Consider the following 25,217-nt stretch of genomic DNA (forward strand, 5'->3'; position numbering starts at 1 on the left):
GGAAATAGTTAAAGCAAGACTTTATATATCAAACGTAAAGTCTTGTTTTATTATGTATAATATACATAATAAAATTTCGAAATTATCTTGAATAAATAGTATAAGGTGGGTGTGGGTTTAATGAAAACGATAGGTCTTATTGGTGGTATGAGTTGGGAATCAACTGCTGAATATTATCGAATCATAAATGAAGAAATAAAAAGTAGATTAGGTGGGTTACATTCAGCTAAATGTTTAATTAATAGTGTAGACTTTGAAGAGATTGAAGGATTCCAGTCTAGCGGTGATTGGGATAGTGCAGGAGAAATTCTAGGGAATGCAGCATATTCATTACAAATGGGAGGCGCAGACTTTATTATTATTTGCACAAATACAATGCATAAAGTAATTGAGAAAATAAAGGAGAATATTCATATTCCAGTTTTACATATCGCAGATGCAACTGCGAAAGAAATGAAAAGAAAAGGTATTCAAACTGTTGGTTTACTTGGAACAAAATATACAATGGAGCAAGATTTCTATAAATCACGTATTAAAGAGAATGATATAAAAGTCATAGTGCCATTAGAAAAAAATAGAGAAAAAATAAACGAAGTCATATATACAGAATTATGTTTAGGAAAAATCGTATCTCAATCCAGAGAGTATTATAAAACAGTTATAGAAGATTTAGTGCAAAAAGGCGCACAGGGTATCATTTTAGGATGTACAGAAATAGGATTATTAATAAAGCAGGAAGACGTATCCATTCCAATATTCGATACGACTTATATACATGCAGTTGAAGCAGTTAATTTCGCTGTAGGAAATAGATTATAATTATATTATGTAACCTGATTTGTATATGTGGAAAACATTCAGAAAATATTTTATAATGTAAGTGGTTACATGTAAGGGGGAATGCGTATGTTTTCAGTTCAACCAATCGCATTTGTACATAATGAAAGAAAGGAAATAAAAGACGATGAGTGGGGAGAAGTAAAATCCTATATTACTTTAACGGAAATGTATACAGAAGAAAGTATACAAGGGATTGAAGATTTTTCTCATATTGAAGTAGTTTTTTATTTTCACAAAGTAACTGATGAACAAATTCAATATGTTGCTAGACATCCTAGAAATAATCATGATTATCCTAAAGTAGGGATTTTTGCACAGCGCGGGAAAAATCGTCCGAATCGTATAGGAGCAACCATTGTAAAGGTAATGAAAAGAGAAGGTAAATCAATTATTGTTGAGGGGTTAGATGCTATTGATGGTACCCCTATATTGGATATAAAGCCGATAATGAAAGAGTTTATGCCGAAAGAAGAAATCGTACAGCCTAAATGGGCCACGGATATAATGAGACAGTATTGGAAGGGGAATGGAGTAAAATGAGAATATATGAGGCAACAATTGCAGATTTAGATGGACTAGCATCAGTTTTTAATAACTATCGTATGTTTTATAGACAAGATTCCGATTTAGAAGGAGCAAAAGTATTTTTACGAAATCGAATCGAGAAAAAAGAATCAGTTATTTTCGTGGCAGTTGAAGACGGGGAATATATTGGATTCACGCAATTATATCCATCATTTTCTTCTATTTCGATGAAAGAATTATGGATTTTAAATGATTTATTTGTGCAAGCTGCTAAGCGCGGAGCAGGAACAGGAAAAAAATTATTAGAAGCTGCGAAAGAATTTGCCTTAGAAAATGGTGCAAAAGGTGTAAAATTACAAACGGAGATTGATAATTTATCAGCGCAGCGATTATACGCTGAAAATGGTTATTTGAGAGATAATCGTTATTTCCATTATGAATTGACGTTTTAAAAAATATTAGATGAAAAGAGGCGCTTTCATTTTGAAGGCGTCTCTTTTCATTTGCATTATAGTTGACTTAAAAGCCAATTTGTCGCATCTTCAAAGTTTTCTGCAATGTAGTTTGGTTCAATATGTGCCCACTTGTCTCGGTACGTATGTAAAGCGTCGTATCCAGCGCCTGTTCGTACTAAAATCGTTGACGCATTCACTTTTGCTCCTGCAACGATATCAGTCCAGCGATCACCAATTACAGCACATTGTGTTAAATCAAGCCCGTGTCTTTCAGCTGCTTGTAGCAGCATGCCTGTATTTGGTTTACGACATTCGCAACCATCACCGTGTTTATGAGGACATACATAAATATCATCAAAACCGAAGCCTTCTAATTCTTGTACAAAATCGGTTACAGTTGCTATCCCGTCAGCGATACCTGGCTGGTTTGTAAAAGAGAAAATTTTTATATGATTAGCTTTTAGTTTTTGCAAGGATGTTTTTGTAAAAGGAAATAATGTAAATGATCCTGGGTAATGTATTGTAGTATCGCCACCAATTGTACCGTCACGGTCAATGAAAATTGCTTGAAAGTTTGTCATAGTTATAGTCCTTTCCGTTAAAAAGTAGTTTAAAAATATTTTACAAATCGGTAACCATTTACTTCATATCCTAATTTTTTGTAAAAAGGATGAGCCTCTACTCTTTTTGTTCCACTAACTAGCCATGTGCCAATGCAATTATGCTTCTTTGCTAATTGCTCTGCATAATCCATTAATACTTGCCCAATGCCTTTTCGTCGTATTGTAGAATCAACGCTAATAATTGAAATTTCCCCATAACGAGTTACATCTTCTAAATTTTCACGTATACGAAACCCAAGTAATCCAAATATAGTTTCTTCTTCCTCATAAACATATAAAAAATCAAAAGGACTCATTTGTACGAATTGCAATCGGTTGTTCATATCTTCATAGGAAATAGAGGAACCTTTTAATTCTTTCGTCAAAGAGCAAAGCGCATCTATATCGTCTATCGTCGCTTCACGAATTTGAAAAGACATATTATCCACTCCAATAAAATGTAATCAAACATTTATTATTCTGTTAAAAAATATTTTTTCCTGCTAGGAAAGTAAATATTTTATAATGATATATAAATAGTTATATATTATTCTTTTCCTTGTTTGTATTGGAAATGGAAAGAAGGGGAATGTATGTTAGAAGTAAATATCCGTTCTGCTGGATATGAAATAGGTGAAAAAACAATTCATGATATCGCTTTTTCTATTGAAAAAGGTGAATTAGTTGCTCTTATTGGTGCAAATGGTGCCGGGAAAAGTACGACGATTAAAACGATACTCGGGTTACTTGTAAATGTGGATGGTGAAATATCATTTGGCGAGAAGAAAAATCCGTATGCATATGTGCCAGAACACCCGACATATTATGATTATTTGACGCTTTGGGAACATATTGAATTATTAATGGCAGCTCGCGAGAACGAAGCCGGAAGCTGGGAACGGAAAGCTGAAGAGTTATTACATATGTTTCGAATGGATAAGCATAAACATGAGTATTTATCAAAGTTTTCTAAAGGTATGAAACAAAAATCGATGCTTATATTAGCGTTTTTAACAGAACCAGATTTTTATATCATTGACGAACCTTTTATCGGACTAGATCCAGTAGCTACGAAAGAGTTTTTAAGTTATTTATATAAAGAAAAAGAACGCGGGGCAGGAATTTTACTTTGTACGCACGTATTAGATACAGCTGAAAGAATTTGCGAAAGATTTTTACTCATCTCTCAAGGTACATTAGTCGCAGATGGCCATTTAGAGGCAATTCAAACGTTAGCAGAAATGCCAGGAAGTTCATTATTAGATTGTTTTGATGTAATCGTAAGGCGTGAACAGCATGATTAAAAAACAATTTTATAAAAGATTACGCCATGAACTGGGGCGCAAATGGAAGTCCATACGTTCTATAACTGATTGGACGGTTGCGCTATATATTATTATTCCGGCACTTATATTTATGGGAATTTATTATCGTTCACTATGGATGGAAGAACTAGCGATAGGAGAGACGGTTTTTTTCGGATTAGGCCTACTCGCATTTTATGTGATTACATATGCAAGAGGAGTTCGCTCATTTTTTGAGCAAGCGGATAGTTTATTTTTAATTTCGTATCCTGTTCACATGAAAAAGTTAATCCAGTATGGCATGACATATACGTTTATTCGAATAGCGATAACGAATGTAGTAGTTGTTGTTGCGATGTTACCAGTGTTGATGAAAAGTATTGGAGTGACGAAGATACAAGTCGTATTATTTTGGCTATTCTTTACTATATTTCGATTTTTGTTGGCGTTATTAACGAGATTTATTCATGTACGTGTGGGGAAACGATGGCTACTATGGATTATAAAAAATGTAATATTTTCTATAAGTCTATCCTTTTTTGGATTGAGTTTGTTTCTTATTTATAAAAATCCATTGTATTCTATACTAAGTATCGGTCTAGCAGTGTTTCTAATTATCATATTGATAAAAGAAAAATTAAATTATAAAAATTGCTTTTTTAAAGAAGTTGAGAGAGAAAAAGAAGAAAGTATGCGCTGGACGAGTGGGATTATGCAAGTTGGTGGTCATGCAGCTAAACCGAGTAGTTCGAATAAAAAGCCGTGGATGTTTCCGCGTTCTAAAAAGTTTTTAGGAAAGAAAACGGATTATCGTATTGTTGAATCCTTTTTAAAAGAATTTTTCCGTACAAGTAGTGCACGAATATTTTATATTCAAATTGTATGTATAAGCATTGTCAGTATTATTATGAGTCCGAAATGGATTGCCGCTATTATTCTTGCATTTGCTTTATTTGCAATTTCCCGCTATGCACGCGATTATTGGACTGAGTTTGCGAAAAAAATGTTTCTTCATTTATATTGTGATGAAGGAAAATTACTATTATTAAGATGGAGGGCAGATCGCTATTTATTACTTCCAGTAATACTTTTATATGGAATAGTTATACTTTCTCATTTTTATTTATTACCAGCTTTAATTGCTGGAGTCATTTTTATAGTATGGATTGGTTGGATAGTATTCTTACCATAGAAAAAAGAGCCGAAAAATGGCTCTTTTTTCTAATCCGTAACACATTGATAAATAAAATATACTAAAACGAGTATGCTTGCGGCGGAATACATGGCATCTAAAGTCATCGGAGCTCCTCCTCATTATTGTTGTATTTTTATTGTATGAAATCTTACAATTTCATATTCAAGTGAAAAATATGTGAACGTTAACAAAATTGTAAAGTGCAAAAATTACAATCATTTTGTATAATAGAGAAAACAACCGTTATATAAAATATAATGAGTGAAAGGGGAGGAAACATACATGCCAAATTGGTTTAGAAAAACCTTAGTCGCATTAATTACCGTATTTACATTTGGTTTAGTGACGCCTCCTTCCATATTGCTTGATAATGCCAAAGCTGCGGACAAGCCTACGAGCACAGCTGGGCAACAAAATTTGGAGAGTACGTCCTATACATATGAAGAAACGAATGACAGGTTAACCACCGATACTTTTATTACTTATGCAATGCAAGAAGCAGAGAAACAGTCGATGCAAAAGTTTGGTACTAAAATTGGTCCAGTAATTGAAGATGAGTTTAAAGATGTAATATTACCGAAGATTGAAGAGGCAATTGCTGAACTAGCAAATGATGTACCGGAAGATTCGTTACAATCATTAGCGATTTCTCAAAAACCAGCTGGTGGAAATAATGAAAAGATTTTTCACGTTTACGATACGAAAACAGGAAATGACTTATTGCGTTTCCACGTAAGAAGAGATCATCCACCGCAAGATGGGTATTATTTTAATTTCCACTATCACCGTTTTGATGATGGGTACTCCGGACATCATGAGTTGGGAAATATTTATTGGAATACGAATGTGCCGCCAAAATGGCTTTCTTAAAAAGAACAAGAGAAATCTTGTTCTTTTTTTATGTTTATAGAAGGGTAAGACGACTATGTTGTTGAATAAAATAGGTTTAGAAAAAGAAGTAAAGGGAGTAGGACAATGCAAAAATATATTGTTTTTGACTTTGATGGCACATTAGTAGATTCACAAAATATATTTGTACCAATTTATAATCAACTTGCTGAAAAGCACGGATATAAAACGGTAAGGGAAGAAGAAATTGAGTATTTACGTAAATTAACGATGCCAGAAAGATGTAAACAACTTGATGTACCGCTGTATAAACTACCAATATTAGCGCTGGAGTTTTATAAATTGTATCAACCTGCCATAAAAGATCTTATTTTGTTCCATGGGATGAAAGATGTATTAGACGAACTACATAAAGAAGGCTACGGAATTGCAGTCATATCATCGAACTCAGAGGAGCATATTCGTGCGTTTTTACACAATAATGGTATAGAAAATATACAAGAAGTGTATTGTTCTAAAAATTTGTTCGGTAAAGATAAAATGATTAAAAGGTTTTTAAAATCGAAAAAGATAACGGAGAAAGATATGTTATACGTTGGTGATGAACAGAGAGATGTAGCGGCTTGTAAAAAGGCAGGGGTGAATGTAATTTGGGTATCTTGGGGATATGATGTCATTGAAACAGTGAAAAAAGATGCACCAGATTATATGGTCAATACACCTATGGAAATTGTACAAGTAGTACAAGGGGCGTATTCTTAATATGAATACACTTCGAGCAGGTATTCATCATATTGAATTTTGGGTAGCGAATTTAGAGGAGTCCATTTCTTTTTATGATATGTTATTTTCTATAATTGGCTGGAGAAAGTTAAATGAAGTAGCATATAGTACAGGAGAAAGTGAAATATATTTTAAAGAAGTAGATGAAGAAATCGTAAGAACTTTAGGACCAAGACATATTTGTTACCAAGCTATTAATAGAAAAGTAGTTGATGAGGTAGCAGAATTTCTTTCTAGCACGAAAATAAAGATAATACGTGGTCCGATGGAAATGAATCATTATTCGGAAGGGTACTATACGATTGATTTTTATGATCCGAATGGGTTTATTATAGAAGTGGCTTACACACCAAATGTAGAATTGTAAGGAGGAATATACATGAAAACAATTACAACATGGCAAAACAATATACAAATAGTAAAAGATGCAACGAATATTGTAGGAATTTCTAAAGGTTTTTCACTGGATAAGAAATATATAGTTACGACAATTGATGAGGAAAAATATTTGTTACGGATTGGCGATATACAAGAGTATGAAAGAAGAAAAATAGAGTTTCAAATTTTAAATGAAATGGAAAAACGTAACATACAGGCACAAAAGCCGATTGAAATAGGTATATTGGAAGATGAAAGTGTATGCTATAGTATTTTTTCGTATTTAGAAGGGGAAGATGCAAAGAAGCTATTGCCTACGTATTCACCAAAAGAACAATATGAAATTGGTATAGAGGCAGGAAAAGATTTAGCAAAAATGCATACATATGAAGCTCCTAAGGATTTACTTCCATGGTATGAAAGAGCAATGAAAAAACATCAAAAATATGTAGAGGCATATAAAACGTGCGGAATAAAAATAAAAAATGATCATAAAATCATTAAGTTTATCGATGAAAATGAAATGTATTTACAAAACCGCCCAAATCGATTTCAACACGATGATTTTCATTTAGAAAATATAATTGTGCGAGATGGGAAATATGTAGGTGTTGTTGATTTTAATGGTTATGATTGGGGCGACCCACTTCATGATTTCGTAAAAATTGCACTATTTGCACGAGACATTAGTATCCCATATGCGATTGGGCAAATTACTGGATATTATAACGGGAGAATACCTGAGGAGTTCTGGAAATTATATGCAGTGTACGTTGGCATGACAGTTTTCTCTTCAGTTGTCTGGACATTACGAGCAGCACCGCATATGTTAGATGATACGTTAGAACGTCTTACTATCGTTTTAGAGGATCATAAAGACTTTGAGCTATTAAAGCCAACTTGGTTTCAACCAGAAAAGATTAAGATGAAATAAAAAAGGTAGGTGTGATTCACATCTACCTTTATTTTTTACCATTCTTCGTTTTGAAGTAGTTGCAATGCTAATTTTAAATCCACATCTTCTTGTATATGTTCCGGAGTCCACGGGATATGTATATGTGGTTGTATACCAATTCCGGACATTCCTTCACCTTTATCTATAATGGAAAGTCGTGAAGTAGGGTAGTAAAGAGCGAATGTATCAGCCCATTCCATTACTGCTAAATTAGAATAATCATTTACACCAGCAGTAGGACGACCTATTACTTTTACTTTCAATGATTTTTTTGCAACTTCTACAAAAGAATCGCCAGAACTCCCACATGTAACATCTGTTAATATAACTACTCTACTAGGTGATTTTCGTCCGTGTATTTTTAATGATTGAAGTTCTTTTGGTAAACTAGAAGTATTAAATGTAACGAATCCTTTTTTATAATTCTTTTTTAAATCTTGAATAAACATATTAGTGAATAACTTGGAAAGTTCGTCTAAAGAATCATAATCTTCCATTTCCATTTTCATGTCTTTCATACGTAAATGAAAGTTTCGTTCTGTATGATTTAATTGCATTGTTTCTGAAGAATCGAAAAGAGAAATTTCTTTGTCTTCAAATAAGTAAGGAAGTAGGTTGAAAAATGCATCATCACTTCCGCCACGATTTAATCGCACATCTATGATTAAATTCGGAAAAGCATTAAGCTCATCTTTGTGTGAGTCTAATAATGTATTGATAGCTTCAGCATTTGCGAAGTCCGTCAAAGTAATTAAGAGTGTATCTTTGTTATGTTGTTTAAATGAATAAATAGGTGTGTATTCGTTTTGTTTATACTTTTGTAAACGAATGGTTTCGGTTACTCCGTTTTCATCTATAAGTGTACAATTTGATGATTTTAATAAAACATAATCCCATTTTTCACGTTCATATGTATTCTCATTTAAATACTTCTTATATTTTATTAATAACTCAGGAACTTTCATATTATCTAATGCTAGAATAGACTGTCCCTTTTTCACTCTTATCTCCTGTGAAGTAGATGTAATATATAGTCGGTCTTCGTATCTTTTTACTTGAAAGCCAACACTATTAAGGGGTTGATTAGTAGAGATCATTTTGAAAAACATATGATTATCTTTAAAGTCTAATAAGTAATCACGTACAATTTCAGTAAAGCGTACTGGTGTTAGTTCTCCTTGTCTCTCTAGTTTCTCGATTGTCTGTAAATAAGTAGTGGGATCGTCCCATCCTTTTTTATCTATACAACCTGAATAATCGTGATGAGTAATTGAAACAACTTCTTTAAAAATTTCTGAGTACACGGCTTTTTCTCCTTGTAATTCAAATAGTTAAATAAAAGGATTCTTTACTCAATGCTTAAAATCCTTTATTTGGATGGTAATTGTAATGAAAAATAGAGGGAAGTGTTATCATCCCTCTATTAAAAATTTATTTAATTTTCTTAAATGCAAGCGGCTGAGTACTTAGCGTAGCTGGTACATGTAACTGAAGGGAAGGGAATTCACCGTTCACACTCATTTCATATGCAAATAATAGATTCATCTTCATTTGGAATAAATCAACTTTTGCAGAAAAGATGTCGTAATGATGATGTGTTAATTGAATGTCCATCTCCATAAATTGTACAAATAACGAATCATCTCGCTTGTATACTTGTAATGTTCCGTATGCCGGATGTTCGAAAGTACCAGTATAATCCTCTAATTTATGAGAAGGTGTAGTTCCTTTAATTTGTTCTGGAATGGATTCAGTTGCTTCTTTTATCATTTCCTTCATTTTTTCAGTATCTTCTACAGCACGTTTATGCCAATCAATGGATTCTAATTCAAGTAGTTCGTCATAAATTTGATTAGCGAGATAAGTAGGAAGTAATGTTCCTCCAGCATTCGTTAAAATGACAAGGCCTATGTTTTCTGTTGGTATGAAAGAAACAAGCGCTGAAAATCCATCAATATTACCACCATGATGAATCACCTTATTACCACGATAAGCGCTAATAAACCAACCAAGGCCGTAACTATTTAATGGAGATTCAGGAAGTGATAAAACCGGTTGGTCTGGAATGGAATTGTGTGGTGTATACATTTGTTGTAATAATTCAGAGGAGATTAATTCATGATCTCCAAATTTTCCTTCATTTAAGTGGAGAAGTACCCAATTTGCCATATCTTTAATTGTAGAATTGATACAACCAGCAGCGCCAACGGTATCAATGTTGCGGAATGGAACTTCTTTTACTTCACCGTCATTTTCGATGTAAGGTAAAGCATAATCATCTGTAGTTTGTGAATCTATAACAGAGAAGTTTGTATGTCTCATATTTAAAGGTTCTAAAATATGTTCTGTAGCGTATTGCTCCCACGTTTGATTTGTGATGTTCTCTACAATATAGCTAATTGTCGCATACATTAAGTTGTTATATAGAAAGGAAGTCCGAAACGGTGCATCAAGTGGTAAATGTTTTATTTTTTCAACGAGATCTTTTCGAGATAAGGAAGAGCTATACCAAAGAGCCTCATGGCGGCTTACGCCAGTTCGATGAGAAGCTAAATCTCGTCCGGTAACTTGTGAGCTAGCAAGTAGTTCAGATAAAGAGAAGTTAGGTATATAAGACTGGACAGGAGTATCCCAATTAAACTTTTTTTGCTGTGCTAACAAACTTAATGAAAGTGTGCCAAAAGCTTTCGTTGAGGAACCAATTGCGAACAAAGTACGCGGTGTAACTAGTTCTTTTGTCTCTAGATTTCGATAGCCAAATCCTTCTGAAATAATAACTTCACCGTCTTTTATAATAGCTACAGCAGCTCCCGGAACGTTTAAATCCTTCATCATTTTTTCAACCGTTGTTTGTAAAGAAGTCATAACAGGCGTTTCAATTTTAGACATACTTCTAACCTCCAAATATAAATTTTGTTCTACCGCACTATACTTTCGGTAATAGAAAATGAAAACCTTTTTAAATATGGAAAGTTAATAATTTTGTAAGGATGAATAAAATTATTATTTATTTAGAATTTTATTTTTATTATAATTAATTTAAATTAATATTTAGAAAAGATGGTGAAGAAGTGTGCTAACAATAAAAAAATTGCTCTGTGATAATAAAAATAATCCGATAGGTATAGATTCGAAAATTGTTAAAATTAGTTGGCAAATCGAGTCGAGTAAACGAAATGTAAAACAACTTGCGTATCAATTGCAGGTTGCGAAGGATAAAGAGTTTCAAACTATAGTATTCGATTCACAGAAGGTAGAAACAGATCAAAGTTTATATATACCAATTAATTCGTTTTCATATAGTACGGAAACACGCTATTTTTACCGAGTGAAGGTATGGGATAATTACGGAGAAGAATCACCTTGGTCAGAAGTAGCATTTTGGGAGACTGGATTACAAGGGCAAAACTGGAGCGGAAAATGGATTGCTGCGAAAAAAGAACGCACGCAAGTTATGTCTTTTCATAAAAGCTTTTCTATTAAAAAATTAGTTAAAAAAGCACGTTTATATATGACTAGTTTAGGATTATACGAGGCTTCTATAAATGGAGAGCGTATTGGAGATTGTTATTTTACCCCTGGATGGACAAGTTATGATAAAAGGATATTGTATCAAACATATGATATAACGCATGTATTAAAGATTGGGTATAATGATATTTCTACTCTGGTAGGTAACGGCTGGTATAAAGGGCCGATTACTATGCAGCATGTACGTAATTATTACGGGAAAAGACGTGCGATAATTGCTCAAATACATATCACGTATGAAGATGGAACGAAAGAAAAAATTGTAACAGATGAAACATGGAAAGTAACTCCAAGCCCTATTTTGTATTCGGAAATTTATGAAGGAGAAGTTTATGACGCTAGGCTAGAAGAAAGTGAACAAGTGCTAGAAGATGGTGAAGTAATTGAGCATTCCAAACAAATAATTGTTGCACAGGAAAATGAAGCGATTCGTAAAGTGAAAATTATAAAACCAATCGCTATTTCAAAACTACCCAATCATGAATGGCTTATTGATATGGGGCAAAATATGGTAGGTTGGGTTCGGTTTAAAGTCCGTCATGTTTATACTGGACAAAAGATAGAATTGCATCATGCTGAAATATTAAATAAAGACGGTTGCTTTTATACTGGGAATCTCCGAAAGGCAAAACAAAAAATAGTGTATATAGCAAAAGGAGAAGAGGAGGAAACGTTTGAACCTCATTTTACTTATCAAGGCTTTAGATATGTGAAAATAAGTGGATTAACCCAGCCCCCTCAAATAGCAGATTTTGAAGGGTGTGTATTACATACAGATATGGAAAAAGCAACAGCATTTGAAACGTCTAATCCATTAATCAATCAACTTCATCATAATGTGGAGTGGTCTCAAAGAGGGAACTTCTTTGATGTGCCAACAGATTGTCCGCAGCGAGATGATCGACTTGGATGGACAGGAGATGCACAAATGTTTATTGGGACAGCTACGCAAATTATGAATGTGCAATTGTTCTTTAAAAAATGGCTCCAAGATTTATCATTAGATCAAAATGTGAATGGAGCTGTGCCATTAGTTATTCCAGATGCATTTGGGAAAAGAGCGGATTTTGATTTACATACTTCTGGCGGTTGGGGCGATGCAGCAATTATTTGTCCATGGGTTCACTATTTACATTACGGAGATGTATCCATTTTAAAAGAGCAATATAACAGTATGAAGAAGTATATAGATTACATACGTTCACAAGGTGAAAATGAGTATTTATGGGATACAGGCTATCACTTAGGGGATTGGCTCGCATTAGATACGAAACCTGATGTATATGAAGGCGGAACAGACAAGCATTTTATTGCGACAGCTTATTACGCGTATTCTACATCGCTTTTACGAAAGGTTGCTGAGATTTTAGGTGAAAATACAGATGCTAAGTTTTATGCTGAGCTACATGGAAATATTGTTCAAGCGTTTCAAAATGAATTTGTTACACCGAATGGTAGGTTAATTTCAAATACCCAAACAGCCCACATATTAGTACTTCTTTTTGAACTAGTGAAAGATAATGTGAAGGAGAAAGTATTTAATCGATTAATTGAGCTTTTAAAAGCAAATAAAAATCATTTAACAACAGGTTTTATAGGAACACCGTATTTAAATTTAATATTAAGCAAGTTTAACCGTCATGACCTTGCTTGTAAGCTTCTATTTCATGAAGATTATCCATCATGGTTATACCAAGTGAAACGAGGTGCCACAACGATCTGGGAACATTGGGATGGTGTGAAAGAGGATGGAACCCTTTGGAATGATAGTATGAATTCGTACAATCATTACGCATATGGTTCTATCGTTGAATGGATATACCGATATATTATTGGATTAGAAGTGGATGAAACAAAACCAGCATATAAACATTTTTATATTCAGCCTCATTTTAATTCTAATCTAGATTGGGTTTGTATTAAGCGTGAAACAGCATATGGGGAAATTAAAATTGATTGGCGTGTAGAACATGGACAAGCAGTATTAAACGTTGATGTGCCAACAAATACATCTGCTACATTACGAATAGTGGAAGATGATTGGAGGTCAAGTGATATGCCTGAAATGAAATTAGGTTCAGGCGCATATGAATTTAGATTTTGTAAGAACATACAGAAGTAGAATTTTGTTAAGTATAGAAATGTTTTTTTATAAATTTAGTTTGTTCAATCTGTTAGCATTAAATTTATGATAAAATCCATATAGACTAGAGATTTGAAAGAAGGTTTTTCTACATATGAAACATGCTGAAAATGAATACTTAAATTTATGCCGCCATGTAATGGAGCATGGTACGAAGAAAGAAGACCGTACAGGGACAGGCACTGTATCTGTATTTGGATATCAAATGCGTTTTGATCTAAGTAAAGGTTTTCCTTTATTAACAACAAAGAGAGTGCCGTTTCGACTTGTAGCAAGTGAGCTACTTTGGTTTATGAAAGGTGATACAAATATTCGTTATTTATTGCAGCATAATAACAACATTTGGAATGAATGGGCATTTAAGAGTTGGGTAGAAAGTGACGAGTATACGGGTCCTGACATGACTGATTTCGGTCTTCGCTCACAACAAGATGAGGAATTTAAAGTTCAGTACGATGAGCAAATGGAATTGTTTAAAAAGAACGTTTTAGAAGATGATGACTTCTCAAATAAATATGGTTATTTAGGAGACGTATACGGTAAGCAGTGGCGTGCTTGGAAAACGACAGCTGGTGAGACGCTTGATCAATTAAAAGATGTAATTGAAATGATTAAAAAAACGCCAGATTCACGTCGCCTAATTGTATCTGCTTGGAATCCTGAAGATGTACCAAGTATGGCATTACCGCCTTGTCATACGTTATTCCAATTTTATGTAGCAGATGGCAAACTTTCTTGTCAGCTATATCAAAGAAGTGGTGACATATTCCTTGGAATTCCATTTAACATTGCAAGTTACTCGTTACTAACACATTTAATTGCACATGAATGTGGACTTGAAGTAGGAGAATTCGTTCATACAATTGGAGATGCACACATTTATACGAATCATTTTGAACAAGTAGAAAAGCAATTGGCACGTGAACCACGTCCATTCCCGAAACTTATATTAAATCCAGATGTGAAATCTGTGTTCGATTTTGAAATGGAAGATTTAACAATTGAAGGATATGATCCACACCCAGCAATTAAAGCACCGGTTGCAGTGTAATTGTAGAGGAGATGAAAAGATGATAGTTTCATTTATGGTCGCAATGGACGAGAATAGAGTAATTGGTAAAGATAATAATTTACCTTGGCGCTTACCGAGTGAATTACAATATGTAAAGAAAACAACGATGGGTCATCCGCTTATTATGGGAAGAAAGAACTATGAAGCGATTGGTAGACCACTGCCTGGAAGACGTAATATTATTGTAACTCGCAATGAAGGGTATCATGTTGAAGGATGTGAAGTAGCAAATTCTGTAGAAGAAGTATTTGAGCTATGCAAAAATGAAGAAGAGATCTTTATTTTTGGCGGAGCACAAATTTATGATCTCTTTTTACCTTATGTAGACAAGTTATATATAACAAAAATCCATCATGCATTTGAAGGAGATACATTCTTCCCAGAAATGGATATGACAAATTGGAAAGAAGTTTTTGTTGAAAAAGGTTTAACGGATGAAAAAAATCCGTATACGTACTATTATCATGTATATGAAAAGCAACAATAATAATAAGGATTGATGTGAATATTCGCATCAATCTTTTTATTTATATCCATCAATATAGGTTTATAGATGAGATTCGATAGTGCTATAATGAAAGGTAGCATGTGAAAATGCTAAAATTTTCAAGAGTATTAAGAGAGAAAGAGGAGGAGAATCGATTGAGAAAGATATGGGGGATTCTTTTTCTTTGCTTAACATTCATGTTAGTCGGATGTGGTAAAGAAGAAAAACCACAAGAAGCATTTGATACATATGCAAAAGCATGGAATAAACAAAAATTTGCAGAAATGTATGATCAATTATCAGAAAAGGCAAAAAAAGATATTTCAAAGAAAGAGTTCACTGAGAAATATGAAAAAATTTATTCTGGCATTGAAGTGAAAGACTTAAAAGTAGAAGCAGGAGAAGTAAAAGAAGATAAAAAAGATGAAGGTCCTGTTCCTTTTAAAGTAAGCATGGATACTGTTGGTGGTAAAATCAATTTTGCCCATGAAGCAAAAATGGTGAAAGAAAAGGATGGAGATAAAGAATCTTGGAAAATAGATTGGACTCCTGATTTTATATTCCCAGGTATGACGAAAGATAGTAAAGTGCGTATGCAAACGACAGAGCCGAAGCGCGGAGAAATATATGACCGTAACGGTAAATATCTTGCGGTAAATGGTAAAGCTTCTGAAATCGGATTGATTCCTGAAAAATTAGGGGATACAGCTCCGCAAACGAAAGAAACGGTAGCGAAGTTACTAAATATGTCTGTCGAAGAAATTGATCAAAAACTAGCAGCTAAATGGGTAAAACCAAATTACCTTGTACCAATTGGAATATTGCCTGAAGGAGCAACACAAAATACGTACATAGATTTACCTGGTGTTGCAACAAAACCAGTAAATGTTCGCTCATATCCATTAGGAGAAGAAGCCGCACATCTTACTGGCTATATTGGAAAAGTGAATGCTGAAGATTTAAAAACGTTACAAAAGAAAGGTTATCAAGCAGATGATCCAGTAGGTAAAGCTGGTTTAGAGCAAGTACTGGAAGAAAAGCTACGCGGTAAAAAAGGTGGGCGTGTCTTCGTAGAAGATGCACAAGGAAAAGAAATTAAAAATTTAGCAAAAACAGATGCTGTTGATGGAGAAAATGTAACTTTAACGATTGACAGTGCAGTTCAAAGCGAAATTTATAATGAAATGAAAAATGAGGTAGGATCAAGTGCAGCAATTAATCCAAAGACTGGAGAAACACTTGCACTTGTGAGCACACCAGCTTATAACCCAAATACCCTTACAAGAGGGGCGTCAAAAGCGCAACGTGATGCGGTAAATAATGATCCGAAAAAACCGATGACGAATCGATTTACACAATTATCAGTTCCAGGTTCTGTATTTAAGCCTATTACAGCAGCAATTGGTCTTGAAACGAAAACGATTGATCCAAAAGAAGAGTTAAAAATTGAAGGATTGAAATGGACAAAAGATTCTTCTTGGGGTAATTATTATGTAACGCGTGTAAAAGATGCAAATCCGATTGATTTTGATAAGGCGATGAAATACTCGGATAATATTTATTTCGCACAAGAAGCTTTGAAGATCGGGAAAGACAAATTTATGAGTGAAGCGAAAAAATTCGGATTCGATGAGAAATTACCAATTGAATATGGATTCCCAGCTTCTAAAATCGCAAATGATAGTATTAAAAATGATATTCAAATGGCAGACACAGGTTATGGACAAGGACAAGTATTAATGACGCCACTCCATCTAGCATTAACGTACGCACCAATTGTTAATGATGGAAACATACCTTCTCCATATATTATTAAAACAGATAAGCAACCAAAAGTTTGGAAAGAGAATGTAATTTCAAAAGGCAATCAGGATATATTAAAAACTGCTATGACGAAAGTAATTAATGATCCAGATGGTACTGGGAAAATTGCTAAAATTGATGGCATGACTCTTGCTGGAAAAACAGGTACAGCGGAATTAAAAGTATCAAAAGAGGCTGAAGGAAAAGAACTAGGCTGGTTCGCTGCATTTGATTTAAATTCACCAGATATGGTTATTACTATGATGATTGAAGATGTAAAAGGTAGAGGCGGAAGTAATATTCCAGCTGAAAAAGTAAAACATGTATTTCAAAAATAATATGTAATAAAAGGTTAGCTCTATAATTTGTAGAGCTAGCCTTTTTCTATGAAAGAATTCTTAATATCTATATACTGAATTTTAAGGAAACAAAATAAATCATTAACTTACGAAAAAAAAGTAGCTATTTTTTATTGACATCGAATGAAACTTTTTGTATTATACTTACATAAGGTAAGTTATTTACTTTCAAATTATAAATCTCAAATTAAAGATAAAATGTAGAAAAGGGAGAGAATACAATGACAAAAGTACTATTTATTACAGCAAATCCAAATTCAGCAGAAGGTTCTTTCGGAATGGCAGTAGGGGAAGCATTCATCGAAGCTTATAAAAACGAACATCCACAAGATGAAGTTGTAACAATTGATTTATTCAATACTACAGTACCGGCAATCGATGCAGATGTATTCGCTGCTTGGGGTAAATTTGCAGCAGGTGAAGGATTTGAAGCTTTAACTGAAGCTCAACAACAAAAAGTTGCAGCAATGAACACAAACTTAGAAACATTTATGAATGCAGATCGTTATGTATTTGTAACTCCAATGTGGAACTTTAGCTACCCACCAGTAGTAAAAGCATACTTAGACAACGTAGCAATCGCAGGTAAAACATTCAAATATACTGAAAATGGTCCAGTTGGCTTATTAGAAGGTAAAAAAGCACTTCACATTCAAGCGACAGGTGGCGTATATTCTGAAGGAGCATACGCAGCTGTAGACTTCGGACGCAATCACTTAAAAACTGTATTAGGATTTGTCGGTGTAAATGATACTGAATATATTGCAGTTGAAGGTATGAATGCAAACCCTGAAAAAGCACAAGAAATTAAAGAAGCAGCAATTGCTAATGCTCGTGAATTAGCAAAACGTTTCTAATCTATCATACTTAAAAATGTCCAAACACTTGTTGTTTGGACATTTTTTCTTCTTTTTCCTTCGTTTGTCTAGTATAATGAAGGTCGGAATGATAATAGGTGGGGGTTCTGTATGATTCAAACGTTTTTTAAAATCTTTTATTTAATTTTAATCGTAATTGCGATTACACCGAGAATGTGGCGTCTTAAAAGACAAGTAAATACGATGTCGCCACAAGAAAAAGATAATGCTGTGTACAAAACGACAAATTGGTTTGGTAAGAAAATGGTACGTGTAGCTGGAGGAACAGTAGAAGTTAAAGGACTTGAAAATGTTCCGAAAGACAAGCCGGTACTAGTTGTAAGTAATCACCAGAGTAATATGGATATCCCTGTTTTACTAGGTTATTTAAATAAACCAATTGGCTTCGTTTCAAAGGCAGAGATTAAAAAGTTCCCAGTTGTACCAACTTGGATGGAACTTATGAATTGTGTATTTATGGATCGTAGCAATCGCCGCCAGTCACTTCAAGCGATTAAAGATGGGATTGAACTATTGAAGAATGGACATTCTATCGTAATTTTCCCTGAAGGAACGAGAAGTAAGGGTGGGGAAGTTGGAGAGTTTAAGGCTGGTAGTTTTCATCTTGCTGTAAAATCTGGTGTAGCAATCTTACCTGTAACATTAGATGGGACATATAAAATGTTTGAAGCAAATGGAAATCGTATGAAGCGAGCTCGTGCAACAGTAACAATTTCTAAGCCGATTACACCTGAAGAGTATGCGACTATGGATATTAAAGAGTTAACGAAGTATACACAGGATGTTATCGCATCACAATTACATAAGTAATAAAAAAGGTTTCAGCTTACATTAAGCTGAAACCTTTTTTATTATGCTGTAGGTAAGACGTAAAAGAGTACGCAGAAGAACATCATCGCACTACCACCTAATACGAAAAGATGCCAAATGGCATGGTTGAAAGGTAACTTTTCCCAAAGGAAGAATATAGCTCCTACAGAATATAAAATTCCACCTGCTAAAAGTAGTGAAAAACCATGTCCAGTTAGATTTTCATAAAGTGGTTTAATAGCAACGATTATGAGCCATCCCATTATGATATAACATAGCGTCGATGCCTTAATAAAGCGACGTACAAAGAAAATTTTGAAGATGATACCCCCGATTGCTAGTGTCCATATAATTGCGAGTAACGTCCAACCTAATGGTCCACGAAGCGTAATAAGTAAAAAAGGAGTATATGTGCCAGCGATTAATAAATAAATGGCTGAGTGATCTAGTATAGTAAATAATTTTTCTACTTTTGGATGGTGAATGCTATGTAACAATGTCGAAAACAAGTACAGTAAGAACATGCTTACACCGTAAACCGTAAATGCAACAACAGCAGATGCGGTACCATGTTTAGAGGCATGAATAATCAATATGATTAAGGCAGGGATGCTTAAAATGGCACCGATACCATGTGTAATTGCATTTGCAATTTCTTCTTTCACAAATTGTGTCATTCGTGTCATTTTTTCAGTCATAATGCCAATCCTTTCTACTATTATAAAATAATATGTCATTTCCCTTACCATATCATACACAAGGGCAATAGAAAATGAAATTTGTATAATTGATTATATTTTTGAATTTTTTTGACAAAAGACAATGGATTTGTTGACGTTTTCAAACTTTTTTGACAAAATAAAATTATGTAATAGTAGGACAAGGAATCTACTAATAAAGGGGATGGAGAAATGTTTTCAAATATTGGCTTTCCAGGATTAATTTTAATTTTAGTAGCTGTACTTATTTTATTTGGGCCGAAAAAATTGCCGGAAATCGGAAAGGCTTTAGGGGAAACGTTAAAAGAATTCAAAAAATCAACGAAAGAGTTGACTGATGATGCATTTCAAGAGAAGGAAAAGAAAGAAAAAATGTAAAGAATTTTCCTCGTAATGGATAAATAAAGTGTGGTGAACGAGATGGAAGATCGGGAAATGAGCGTCGTAGAACATATAGTTGAGCTTCGCAAACGAGTAATATATACAGTGTTATCCTTTGTGTTATTTTTAATTATTGGGTTTACTTTTACGAAGGATATTTATTTTTGGCTTGTAAAAGATTTACCAATGAAATTGACTGTTCTCGGTCCAAGTGATGTATTGTGGATTTTTTTCTCGATTGCTACAGTATTTGCTATCGTTTGTACAATTCCTTTTGCTGCTATACAAATTTGGTTATTTGTAAAACCGGGTTTACATCCAAATGAACAAAAGATGACAGTAATGTATATACCGGTATTGTCTATATTATTTATTGCAGGTTTATGCTTTGGGTATTTCGTTGTAATGCCGTTTTTATTTCATTTTTTAACTACGATAGGTAATGAAATGTTTAATACGATGTTTACGACAGAAAAGTATTTTCATTTTGTTCTTAATTTAACAGTTCCATTTGCTGTAATTTTTGAATTGCCAGTAGTAGTAATGTTTTTAACGAGTATTGGACTATTGACGGCGGAATTTCTAATAAAAATAAGAAGGTATGCTTACGTAGCATTGATTATCATTGCATCGTGTATATCACCGCCAGATTTTTTATCACATAGTTTAGTTGCGGTACCGCTTATTTGTATTTATGAAATTAGTATCGCTTTATCAAAGATTGTGAGTAAGCGAAAAAAGAAAAGAGAAGAAGAAATTCAGTCGAAAAGTGCCTCGTTATAAAGGCACTTTTTTTATTTATTTGTTATACTCTAGTTATAAACGTATACAATATAGAGAAGAAAAAAATTATAGAATCTCCAAAATTTAGACAAACTTTGCGCTTTTATAAGTTTATACTGAATATATTAAGCAATATACGGATAACGAGTCCTTATCTTATTAGGAATTTAGGGTGGGGGATGGATTAGGTGAAGATGAATAGAGTATAAATCTTCTAACCAAAAGGACTACAGAGATTGTCTAAGGATACTTTTGTATTCATGGGAGTCGCCACTTTAAACAACGTGTTACAGCGTAAAGTAGAAGAAGTTCAAAAATCCAATGAAAAAGAGGATTGATATTGTGATTACGAAAAGTTTTTATTTCACTCATTCAACAGGGGAGTGTATTAAAATATTTGAAATCCCTGTCCTACAAGCGCAGCATCCATTATCGTTTCTAATACAGTCTCGTCTTCAATTATTTATTGCAAAAATTCAAAAACAAAAACACCCAAGATTTTCGTATTCTTTCCGTGAATATTTACAAAATTGTTTGAAGTGGAATGATTATTTAAATGTATATAAAACAAATACTCTTGAAAAAAATGCATGATATAGAGTGGGGACAGGGTTAAGAGCTCTGTCTTTTTCATTTTAGATATAAAAATATAATTAATTTAATGAAATTTCGTTTCAAATTGTTGAAAGCAATGGGAATACTAGTATAATAACAAGGAGAGCGTATTGGAAAGGGAAGAATATAATATGCAAAAAATTAAAATTGTAACAGATTCAACGGCAGATTTATCACAAGAGGTAATTGAGAAGTATGACATCCATGTTCTACCATTATCAATCTCTGTAAATGGACAAACATATTTAGATCGCGTTGATCTACAACCAGATGAATTTATTGAAGAAATGATTAAATCAGAGGAACTACCAAAAACATCACAACCAGCAATGGGTACATTTGTAGAAATGTATGACAAGTTAGGGGAAGATGGAAGTGAAGTACTTTCCATTCATATGACAAGTGGAATGAGTGGTACTGTGGCAACTGCAAATAGTGCTGCATCAATGACCGACACAAAAGTAACAGTTGTTGATTCGCAATTTATTACACATGCTTTAGCATATCAAGTAGTTGAAGCTGCGAAAATGGCAAATGAAGGACGCTCACTAGAAGAAATTTTAAAACGTGTAGATGAAGTAAGGAAGAATACTCGATTATATGTAGTAGTAGATACATTAGAAAACTTAGTGAAGGGTGGGCGTATCGGTAAAGGAAAAGCGTTTATCGGTTCGCTACTTAATATAAAGCCAATTGCTAGCCTTGAAGATGGTGTTTATAACCCTGTAACGAAAGTGCGTAGCCAAGGTCAAATTGTAAAAACGTTAGCTAAGTTATTTGAGGAAGATACAGCTGGCAAAGTTGTAAAAGCTGTGGCAATTCCGCATGCGAAAGCAATTCCTTTAGCTGAAAATGTAAAAGCGGCTGTTGAAAAAGTAAGTGGATTTGCTAAATCAGAAATTTTCTTTACAACGCCTATTATTAGTACTCATACAGGTCCGGGTGCAATCGGATTTATGTATTTAGCAGAGTAATAAAAAAGCTACTTGAAATTTATTTCAAGTAGCTTTTTTATGTGAATAGAAAGTAAGAAATAAGAAGGGCTATACAGGCACTACCGCTAATGATATAGCGAGTCTGTAAATATTCATTCATAAAAAACACCCTTTATGATTTTCTATATTATATGTTGAATATAGAAAATCAGTAGTTACGTTACACATGTAATGTTTCAATTTTTTCATTCACTTTCTTATAATGTGTTTCACTATTATAAATGAAAGTTTGACCTAAAAAGAGTACATGCAGTTGTTCCCACGGTAACATACGTAAATTCCAATTATTTCGAAGCCTTGTTATTGCCTCGCGAGGTGTTTCATCAGCGAGTGCAAAAGCTCCGTAATGCATTGGTATAAAGTGTGTAGCATTTAAATCTAAATAAGCTTGCACTGCTTCTTCAGGTGAAACGTGAGATATTTTCATAAACCATTCTGGTTCATAAGCTCCAATTGGCATAAGGGCAACATCAATTGAAAAGCGTTTGCCAATTTCTTTGAAACCTTGGAAATAGCCACTGTCTCCACAAAAATAAATGGTTTCTTCCATATTGTCATTTTTAATAATCCATCCACCCCAGTGAGATGTGTTCATATCAAATAATGATCTTCTCGTCCAGTGCTGAGCAGGTACGAAGTGAAAGGAAACATCATCAATAGTCGTACTTTCCCACCATTTATACTCTTCTACATTATTGAATTTTTTACGAGTAAATAATTTTTTTAGCCCAATGGGTACTAAGTATAATACGTCATCATTAAGTTGGCGAAGTGTTGAAAAATCTAAATGATCATAATGACCATGTGAAATGAGGACAATATCAATTTTAGGTAGTTCTTGTATAGAAAGACCAGGTTCAGTAAGTCTTGAGACTAGCTTCAATTTATTGGCCCATACTGGATCCGTTAGTATATTAAGTCCATTCGTTTGGATAAGAAAAGTAGAATGCCCAATCCATGTGACAGTCGTTTTTTCAATATTACTTTGCAAAAATGCACTTTGTTTAACGGGTGATTGTTCTACTAAGAAAGAAAAATCTTTTTTGTTTTGCTTTCGTTCTTTACGCCAGCGTATAAAAGAGCGAATTGATTTTTTTGTACTCACATTATCCATATTTTCATAGCGCTTTGCCATGAACATCACCTCATTTAAAATCGTTGTAATTGTATTGTACCGAAATGTTGTTAAGGAATACAGTGTATAACATGGATGAATGTTTAAATAATTGTAAAAAAACAGGAAGGTGCATTTACAAAAATAACAATAAAATTAGTTTTGCGACGATTATTTAGAGAAATAATAGTAAAAAAATTATTTTGTCTAGTAATTCGCTTGAAATAAAGAAGTAACATACGTAAATTCGTACGATTTCGTGAACAAATGTAGTAAACAATTTTCTCGTAGTGTTAACTTTTGTTATGATAAACATAACCTATTTAAATTTAGGATAGAGAAAAGAGGTTTATAAATGAAGCGTTATCAAAAAGTAATTGGTCTTATGGTTGTATTTTGTCTCTTTGTACTTGCTGGATGTAGTGGATCAGGTTCAAAGCTTCGTAAACCATTGAATTGGGATTTAGAAACTTTCCAATTTACTAATCAAGATGGAAAGCCATTTGGTACAAAAGATTTAAAAGGGAAAGTTTGGGTTGCAGATTTTATGTTCACAAATTGTCAAACAGTTTGTCCGCCAATGACTGCTAATATGGCGAAATTGCAGAAAATGGCAAAGGAAGAGAAATTAGATGTTCAGTTTGTATCATTTAGCGTAGATCCTGACCTTGATAAGCCAGAAAACTTGAAAGCTTTCATTCAAAAGTTTACAGAAGATACAAGTAACTGGAACCTGTTAACAGGTTATTCGTTAGAAGATATTACAAAGTTTTCAAAAGATAATTTCCAATCACTTGTAGATAAACCTGAAAATGGTCAAGTGATACATGGTACGTCATTTTATTTAATTGATCAAAACGGAAAAGTAATGAAAAAGTACAGTGGCATTAGTAATACGCCGTATGAGGACATTATACGTGATATGAAGCGATTAGCAGAATAAAAAGAAGGGTGCAGATTAAAGCACCCTTCTTTTTTACATTAATCTATGGATAAAATGTCATGTTGCTGTGGAAGTTTTGGAGCCCGAATTTCTAACACGCCATTTTGATACGAAGCTTTTGCTGCTTTTTTATTAATGGAGTACGGTAATTTAATTAATCTGGATGCTTCTGAAATAGAACGTTCTCGGCGATAATAGTTATGAGAAGTTTCTTCTTCAGCCTCTTCAAGTATCTCTTCTTTTACAGAGACTTTTAAGTATTCACTTTGTATTTCAATTTGAATTTGTTCTTTTTGTATACCTGGTAGTTCAGCTGTAACAACGAGTTCTTCACCAACTTCATATAAATCTACAGGGAATGTTAATAAACGATTTCCTTTTTGGAAAAAATGATTTAAATCAGCAATTACATTGCGAAGTGGTGTTTGCTCGAAGAAATCATCAATTTGCTTTAAATAATTGCGAACCGGTGGGCGAGAAGAGTCTTTTTTTTCTTCACTCATGGTATTCCCTCCTAGAAATCAATTTGCAATATCATATGACAAAAGCGGAGAAAGGTGATTGCCTAATTTTCATGTTTTCATAAAAAATTGTTAAAAATGTGAAATGGAGTGATTTTTTTATAGTTTTTGGTCGCCATATTCAGTTGATTATGCTAGTATAAATAGGGTTGATATAGTAGTATAGAGACAGAATGA

General features: G+C 33.6%; 27 protein-coding genes. 20 read left to right on the forward strand and 7 right to left on the reverse strand.

All coding sequences use genetic code 11. The annotated features are described in order from the left end of the window. The first annotated feature begins 120 nt into the window (after window positions 1-120). The 3 genes from PDQ40_RS03925 (at window position 121) to PDQ40_RS03935 (ending at window position 1,817) form a co-directional block, all read left to right on the forward strand. Entirely contained in the window at window positions 121-819 is a 699-nt protein-coding gene (locus tag PDQ40_RS03925) for an aspartate/glutamate racemase family protein (RefSeq protein ID WP_000848549.1), read from the forward strand. Window positions 820-906: 87 nt separating this feature from the next. Continuing rightward, window positions 907-1,380, forward strand: a complete 474-nt coding sequence (tsaA, locus tag PDQ40_RS03930; RefSeq protein ID WP_000493235.1) for a tRNA (N6-threonylcarbamoyladenosine(37)-N6)-methyltransferase TrmO — start codon at window positions 907-909, stop codon at window positions 1,378-1,380. After that, a complete protein-coding gene (locus PDQ40_RS03935) occupies window positions 1,377-1,817 on the forward strand; it encodes a GNAT family N-acetyltransferase (protein ID WP_001223863.1) in 441 nt (146 codons plus the stop codon). Before tsaA ends, PDQ40_RS03935 begins: the two co-directional genes overlap by 4 nt. Window positions 1,818-1,873: 56 nt before the next feature. Here the strand turns inward: PDQ40_RS03935 and PDQ40_RS03940 are convergent, their stop codons facing one another. Both PDQ40_RS03940 and PDQ40_RS03945 read right to left on the reverse strand, forming a co-directional pair. After that, on the reverse strand, window positions 1,874-2,401 hold the full coding sequence (locus PDQ40_RS03940) for an HAD-IIIA family hydrolase (RefSeq protein WP_000181094.1): 528 nt from the start codon (window positions 2,399-2,401) through the stop codon (window positions 1,874-1,876). Between the two features lie 29 nt (window positions 2,402-2,430). Next, window positions 2,431-2,862, reverse strand: a complete 432-nt coding sequence (locus tag PDQ40_RS03945) for a GNAT family N-acetyltransferase (RefSeq protein ID WP_000009783.1) — start codon at window positions 2,860-2,862, stop codon at window positions 2,431-2,433. Between the two features lie 153 nt (window positions 2,863-3,015). Here PDQ40_RS03945 and PDQ40_RS03950 point away from each other — a divergent pair, with 153 nt between their 5' ends. The 6 genes from PDQ40_RS03950 to PDQ40_RS03975 all read left to right on the forward strand — a co-directional run bounded on the left by PDQ40_RS03950 (window position 3,016) and on the right by PDQ40_RS03975 (window position 7,865). Continuing rightward, window positions 3,016-3,726 (forward strand): ABC transporter ATP-binding protein, encoded by a 711-nt coding sequence (locus tag PDQ40_RS03950; RefSeq protein ID WP_000895233.1) that lies wholly within the window; start codon window positions 3,016-3,018, stop codon window positions 3,724-3,726. Continuing rightward, on the forward strand, window positions 3,719-4,918 hold the full coding sequence (locus tag PDQ40_RS03955; protein WP_000592558.1) for an ABC transporter permease: 1,200 nt from the start codon (window positions 3,719-3,721) through the stop codon (window positions 4,916-4,918). Before PDQ40_RS03950 ends, PDQ40_RS03955 begins: the two co-directional genes overlap by 8 nt. A 285-nt stretch (window positions 4,919-5,203) precedes the next feature. Next, window positions 5,204-5,791: a YpjP family protein gene (locus PDQ40_RS03960; protein WP_001134413.1), complete on the forward strand. Its 588-nt coding sequence runs from the start codon at window positions 5,204-5,206 to the stop codon at window positions 5,789-5,791. Window positions 5,792-5,896: 105 nt separating this feature from the next. Beyond that, a complete protein-coding gene (locus PDQ40_RS03965) occupies window positions 5,897-6,532 on the forward strand; it encodes an HAD family hydrolase (protein WP_001174997.1) in 636 nt (211 codons plus the stop codon). A 1-nt stretch (window position 6,533) separates the two neighbouring features. Then, window positions 6,534-6,920, forward strand: a complete 387-nt coding sequence (locus tag PDQ40_RS03970) for a VOC family protein (RefSeq protein WP_001094655.1) — start codon at window positions 6,534-6,536, stop codon at window positions 6,918-6,920. A gap of 12 nt (window positions 6,921-6,932) precedes the next feature. Then, entirely contained in the window at window positions 6,933-7,865 is a 933-nt protein-coding gene (locus PDQ40_RS03975) for an aminoglycoside phosphotransferase family protein (RefSeq protein ID WP_000849691.1), read from the forward strand. 35 nt (window positions 7,866-7,900) lie between these two features. On the opposite strand, the gene PDQ40_RS03980 is transcribed toward PDQ40_RS03975, so the two are convergent. Both PDQ40_RS03980 and PDQ40_RS03985 read right to left on the reverse strand, forming a co-directional pair. Further along, entirely contained in the window at window positions 7,901-9,190 is a 1,290-nt protein-coding gene (locus PDQ40_RS03980) for a S41 family peptidase (RefSeq protein ID WP_000286712.1), read from the reverse strand. Between the two features lie 127 nt (window positions 9,191-9,317). Continuing rightward, on the reverse strand, window positions 9,318-10,775 hold the full coding sequence (locus PDQ40_RS03985) for a serine hydrolase (protein ID WP_270691245.1): 1,458 nt from the start codon (window positions 10,773-10,775) through the stop codon (window positions 9,318-9,320). A 184-nt stretch (window positions 10,776-10,959) separates the two neighbouring features. Here PDQ40_RS03985 and PDQ40_RS03990 point away from each other — a divergent pair, with 184 nt between their 5' ends. The 6 genes from PDQ40_RS03990 (at window position 10,960) to PDQ40_RS04015 (ending at window position 18,969) form a co-directional block, all read left to right on the forward strand. Beyond that, a complete protein-coding gene (locus tag PDQ40_RS03990; protein WP_000955694.1) occupies window positions 10,960-13,539 on the forward strand; it encodes an alpha-L-rhamnosidase in 2,580 nt (859 codons plus the stop codon). Between the two features lie 115 nt (window positions 13,540-13,654). Beyond that, the gene (locus PDQ40_RS03995) at window positions 13,655-14,611 is read left to right on the forward strand and encodes a thymidylate synthase (protein WP_000679598.1); all 957 of its coding nucleotides are present in this window, start codon (window positions 13,655-13,657) and stop codon (window positions 14,609-14,611) included. Between the two features lie 19 nt (window positions 14,612-14,630). Next, complete coding sequence (locus PDQ40_RS04000) at window positions 14,631-15,119, forward strand: dihydrofolate reductase (protein ID WP_270691246.1); 489 nt, start codon at window positions 14,631-14,633, stop codon at window positions 15,117-15,119. A gap of 155 nt (window positions 15,120-15,274) precedes the next feature. Continuing rightward, a complete protein-coding gene (gene pbpC / locus PDQ40_RS04005) occupies window positions 15,275-17,260 on the forward strand; it encodes a penicillin-binding protein 3 (RefSeq protein ID WP_001227208.1) in 1,986 nt (661 codons plus the stop codon). A gap of 242 nt (window positions 17,261-17,502) precedes the next feature. Then, entirely contained in the window at window positions 17,503-18,138 is a 636-nt protein-coding gene (locus tag PDQ40_RS04010) for an FMN-dependent NADH-azoreductase (protein ID WP_000170021.1), read from the forward strand. A 111-nt stretch (window positions 18,139-18,249) separates the two neighbouring features. Next, on the forward strand, window positions 18,250-18,969 hold the full coding sequence (locus tag PDQ40_RS04015) for a lysophospholipid acyltransferase family protein (protein WP_000616592.1): 720 nt from the start codon (window positions 18,250-18,252) through the stop codon (window positions 18,967-18,969). A 41-nt stretch (window positions 18,970-19,010) separates the two neighbouring features. On the opposite strand, the gene trhA is transcribed toward PDQ40_RS04015, so the two are convergent. Continuing rightward, complete coding sequence (gene trhA / locus PDQ40_RS04020) at window positions 19,011-19,667, reverse strand: PAQR family membrane homeostasis protein TrhA (RefSeq protein ID WP_000136894.1); 657 nt, start codon at window positions 19,665-19,667, stop codon at window positions 19,011-19,013. Between the two features lie 213 nt (window positions 19,668-19,880). Between trhA and PDQ40_RS04025 the strand changes: the two genes are divergently transcribed. From PDQ40_RS04025 to PDQ40_RS04040, 4 genes are all read left to right on the forward strand, one after another. Then, the gene (locus PDQ40_RS04025) at window positions 19,881-20,066 is read left to right on the forward strand and encodes a twin-arginine translocase TatA/TatE family subunit (protein WP_000492443.1); all 186 of its coding nucleotides are present in this window, start codon (window positions 19,881-19,883) and stop codon (window positions 20,064-20,066) included. 42 nt (window positions 20,067-20,108) lie between these two features. Next, complete coding sequence (tatC, locus tag PDQ40_RS04030) at window positions 20,109-20,852, forward strand: twin-arginine translocase subunit TatC (protein WP_000390127.1); 744 nt, start codon at window positions 20,109-20,111, stop codon at window positions 20,850-20,852. 342 nt (window positions 20,853-21,194) lie between these two features. Beyond that, window positions 21,195-21,446: a DUF2535 family protein gene (locus PDQ40_RS04035; protein ID WP_000629015.1), complete on the forward strand. Its 252-nt coding sequence runs from the start codon at window positions 21,195-21,197 to the stop codon at window positions 21,444-21,446. Between the two features lie 152 nt (window positions 21,447-21,598). Then, window positions 21,599-22,441, forward strand: coding sequence for a DegV family protein (locus tag PDQ40_RS04040; RefSeq protein WP_025991670.1), 843 nt, complete (start codon window positions 21,599-21,601; stop codon window positions 22,439-22,441). A 181-nt stretch (window positions 22,442-22,622) separates the two neighbouring features. Here PDQ40_RS04040 and PDQ40_RS04045 read toward each other — a convergent pair whose 3' ends face one another. Beyond that, entirely contained in the window at window positions 22,623-23,597 is a 975-nt protein-coding gene (locus PDQ40_RS04045) for an MBL fold metallo-hydrolase (protein WP_001129618.1), read from the reverse strand. Window positions 23,598-23,931: 334 nt separating this feature from the next. Between PDQ40_RS04045 and PDQ40_RS04050 the strand changes: the two genes are divergently transcribed. Then, the gene (locus tag PDQ40_RS04050) at window positions 23,932-24,519 is read left to right on the forward strand and encodes an SCO family protein (protein ID WP_000833353.1); all 588 of its coding nucleotides are present in this window, start codon (window positions 23,932-23,934) and stop codon (window positions 24,517-24,519) included. Between the two features lie 38 nt (window positions 24,520-24,557). Here PDQ40_RS04050 and PDQ40_RS04055 read toward each other — a convergent pair whose 3' ends face one another. Beyond that, window positions 24,558-25,022, reverse strand: coding sequence for an Hsp20/alpha crystallin family protein (locus tag PDQ40_RS04055; protein ID WP_001288083.1), 465 nt, complete (start codon window positions 25,020-25,022; stop codon window positions 24,558-24,560). Window positions 25,023-25,217: the final 195 nt, after the last annotated feature.

The organism is Bacillus cereus group sp. Bc061, from assembly GCF_027715825.1.
GTDB classification, from domain to species: Bacteria; Bacillota; Bacilli; order Bacillales; family Bacillaceae_G; genus Bacillus_A; species Bacillus_A paranthracis.

Coding starts and splice junctions, on each gene's coding strand:
- PDQ40_RS04055 (WP_001288083.1), bottom strand. CDS start 25,022: ATGAGTGAAGAAAAAAAAGACTCTTCTCGCCCACCGGTTCGCAATTAT.
- PDQ40_RS04000 (WP_270691246.1), top strand. CDS start 14,631: ATGATAGTTTCATTTATGGTCGCAATGGACGAGAATAGAGTAATTGGT.
- PDQ40_RS04025 (WP_000492443.1), top strand. CDS start 19,881: ATGTTTTCAAATATTGGCTTTCCAGGATTAATTTTAATTTTAGTAGCT.
- PDQ40_RS03935 (WP_001223863.1), top strand. CDS start 1,377: ATGAGAATATATGAGGCAACAATTGCAGATTTAGATGGACTAGCATCA.
- tsaA (WP_000493235.1), top strand. CDS start 907: ATGTTTTCAGTTCAACCAATCGCATTTGTACATAATGAAAGAAAGGAA.
- PDQ40_RS04050 (WP_000833353.1), top strand. CDS start 23,932: ATGAAGCGTTATCAAAAAGTAATTGGTCTTATGGTTGTATTTTGTCTC.
- PDQ40_RS04045 (WP_001129618.1), bottom strand. CDS start 23,597: ATGGCAAAGCGCTATGAAAATATGGATAATGTGAGTACAAAAAAATCA.
- PDQ40_RS04010 (WP_000170021.1), top strand. CDS start 17,503: ATGACAAAAGTACTATTTATTACAGCAAATCCAAATTCAGCAGAAGGT.
- PDQ40_RS03975 (WP_000849691.1), top strand. CDS start 6,933: ATGAAAACAATTACAACATGGCAAAACAATATACAAATAGTAAAAGAT.
- PDQ40_RS03995 (WP_000679598.1), top strand. CDS start 13,655: ATGAAACATGCTGAAAATGAATACTTAAATTTATGCCGCCATGTAATG.
- PDQ40_RS03940 (WP_000181094.1), bottom strand. CDS start 2,401: ATGACAAACTTTCAAGCAATTTTCATTGACCGTGACGGTACAATTGGT.
- trhA (WP_000136894.1), bottom strand. CDS start 19,667: ATGACTGAAAAAATGACACGAATGACACAATTTGTGAAAGAAGAAATT.
- PDQ40_RS03960 (WP_001134413.1), top strand. CDS start 5,204: ATGCCAAATTGGTTTAGAAAAACCTTAGTCGCATTAATTACCGTATTT.
- PDQ40_RS03970 (WP_001094655.1), top strand. CDS start 6,534: ATGAATACACTTCGAGCAGGTATTCATCATATTGAATTTTGGGTAGCG.
- PDQ40_RS03945 (WP_000009783.1), bottom strand. CDS start 2,862: ATGTCTTTTCAAATTCGTGAAGCGACGATAGACGATATAGATGCGCTT.
- PDQ40_RS03955 (WP_000592558.1), top strand. CDS start 3,719: ATGATTAAAAAACAATTTTATAAAAGATTACGCCATGAACTGGGGCGC.
- PDQ40_RS04040 (WP_025991670.1), top strand. CDS start 21,599: ATGCAAAAAATTAAAATTGTAACAGATTCAACGGCAGATTTATCACAA.
- PDQ40_RS04015 (WP_000616592.1), top strand. CDS start 18,250: ATGATTCAAACGTTTTTTAAAATCTTTTATTTAATTTTAATCGTAATT.
- PDQ40_RS03985 (WP_270691245.1), bottom strand. CDS start 10,775: ATGTCTAAAATTGAAACGCCTGTTATGACTTCTTTACAAACAACGGTT.
- PDQ40_RS03950 (WP_000895233.1), top strand. CDS start 3,016: ATGTTAGAAGTAAATATCCGTTCTGCTGGATATGAAATAGGTGAAAAA.
- tatC (WP_000390127.1), top strand. CDS start 20,109: ATGGAAGATCGGGAAATGAGCGTCGTAGAACATATAGTTGAGCTTCGC.
- PDQ40_RS03965 (WP_001174997.1), top strand. CDS start 5,897: ATGCAAAAATATATTGTTTTTGACTTTGATGGCACATTAGTAGATTCA.
- PDQ40_RS03925 (WP_000848549.1), top strand. CDS start 121: ATGAAAACGATAGGTCTTATTGGTGGTATGAGTTGGGAATCAACTGCT.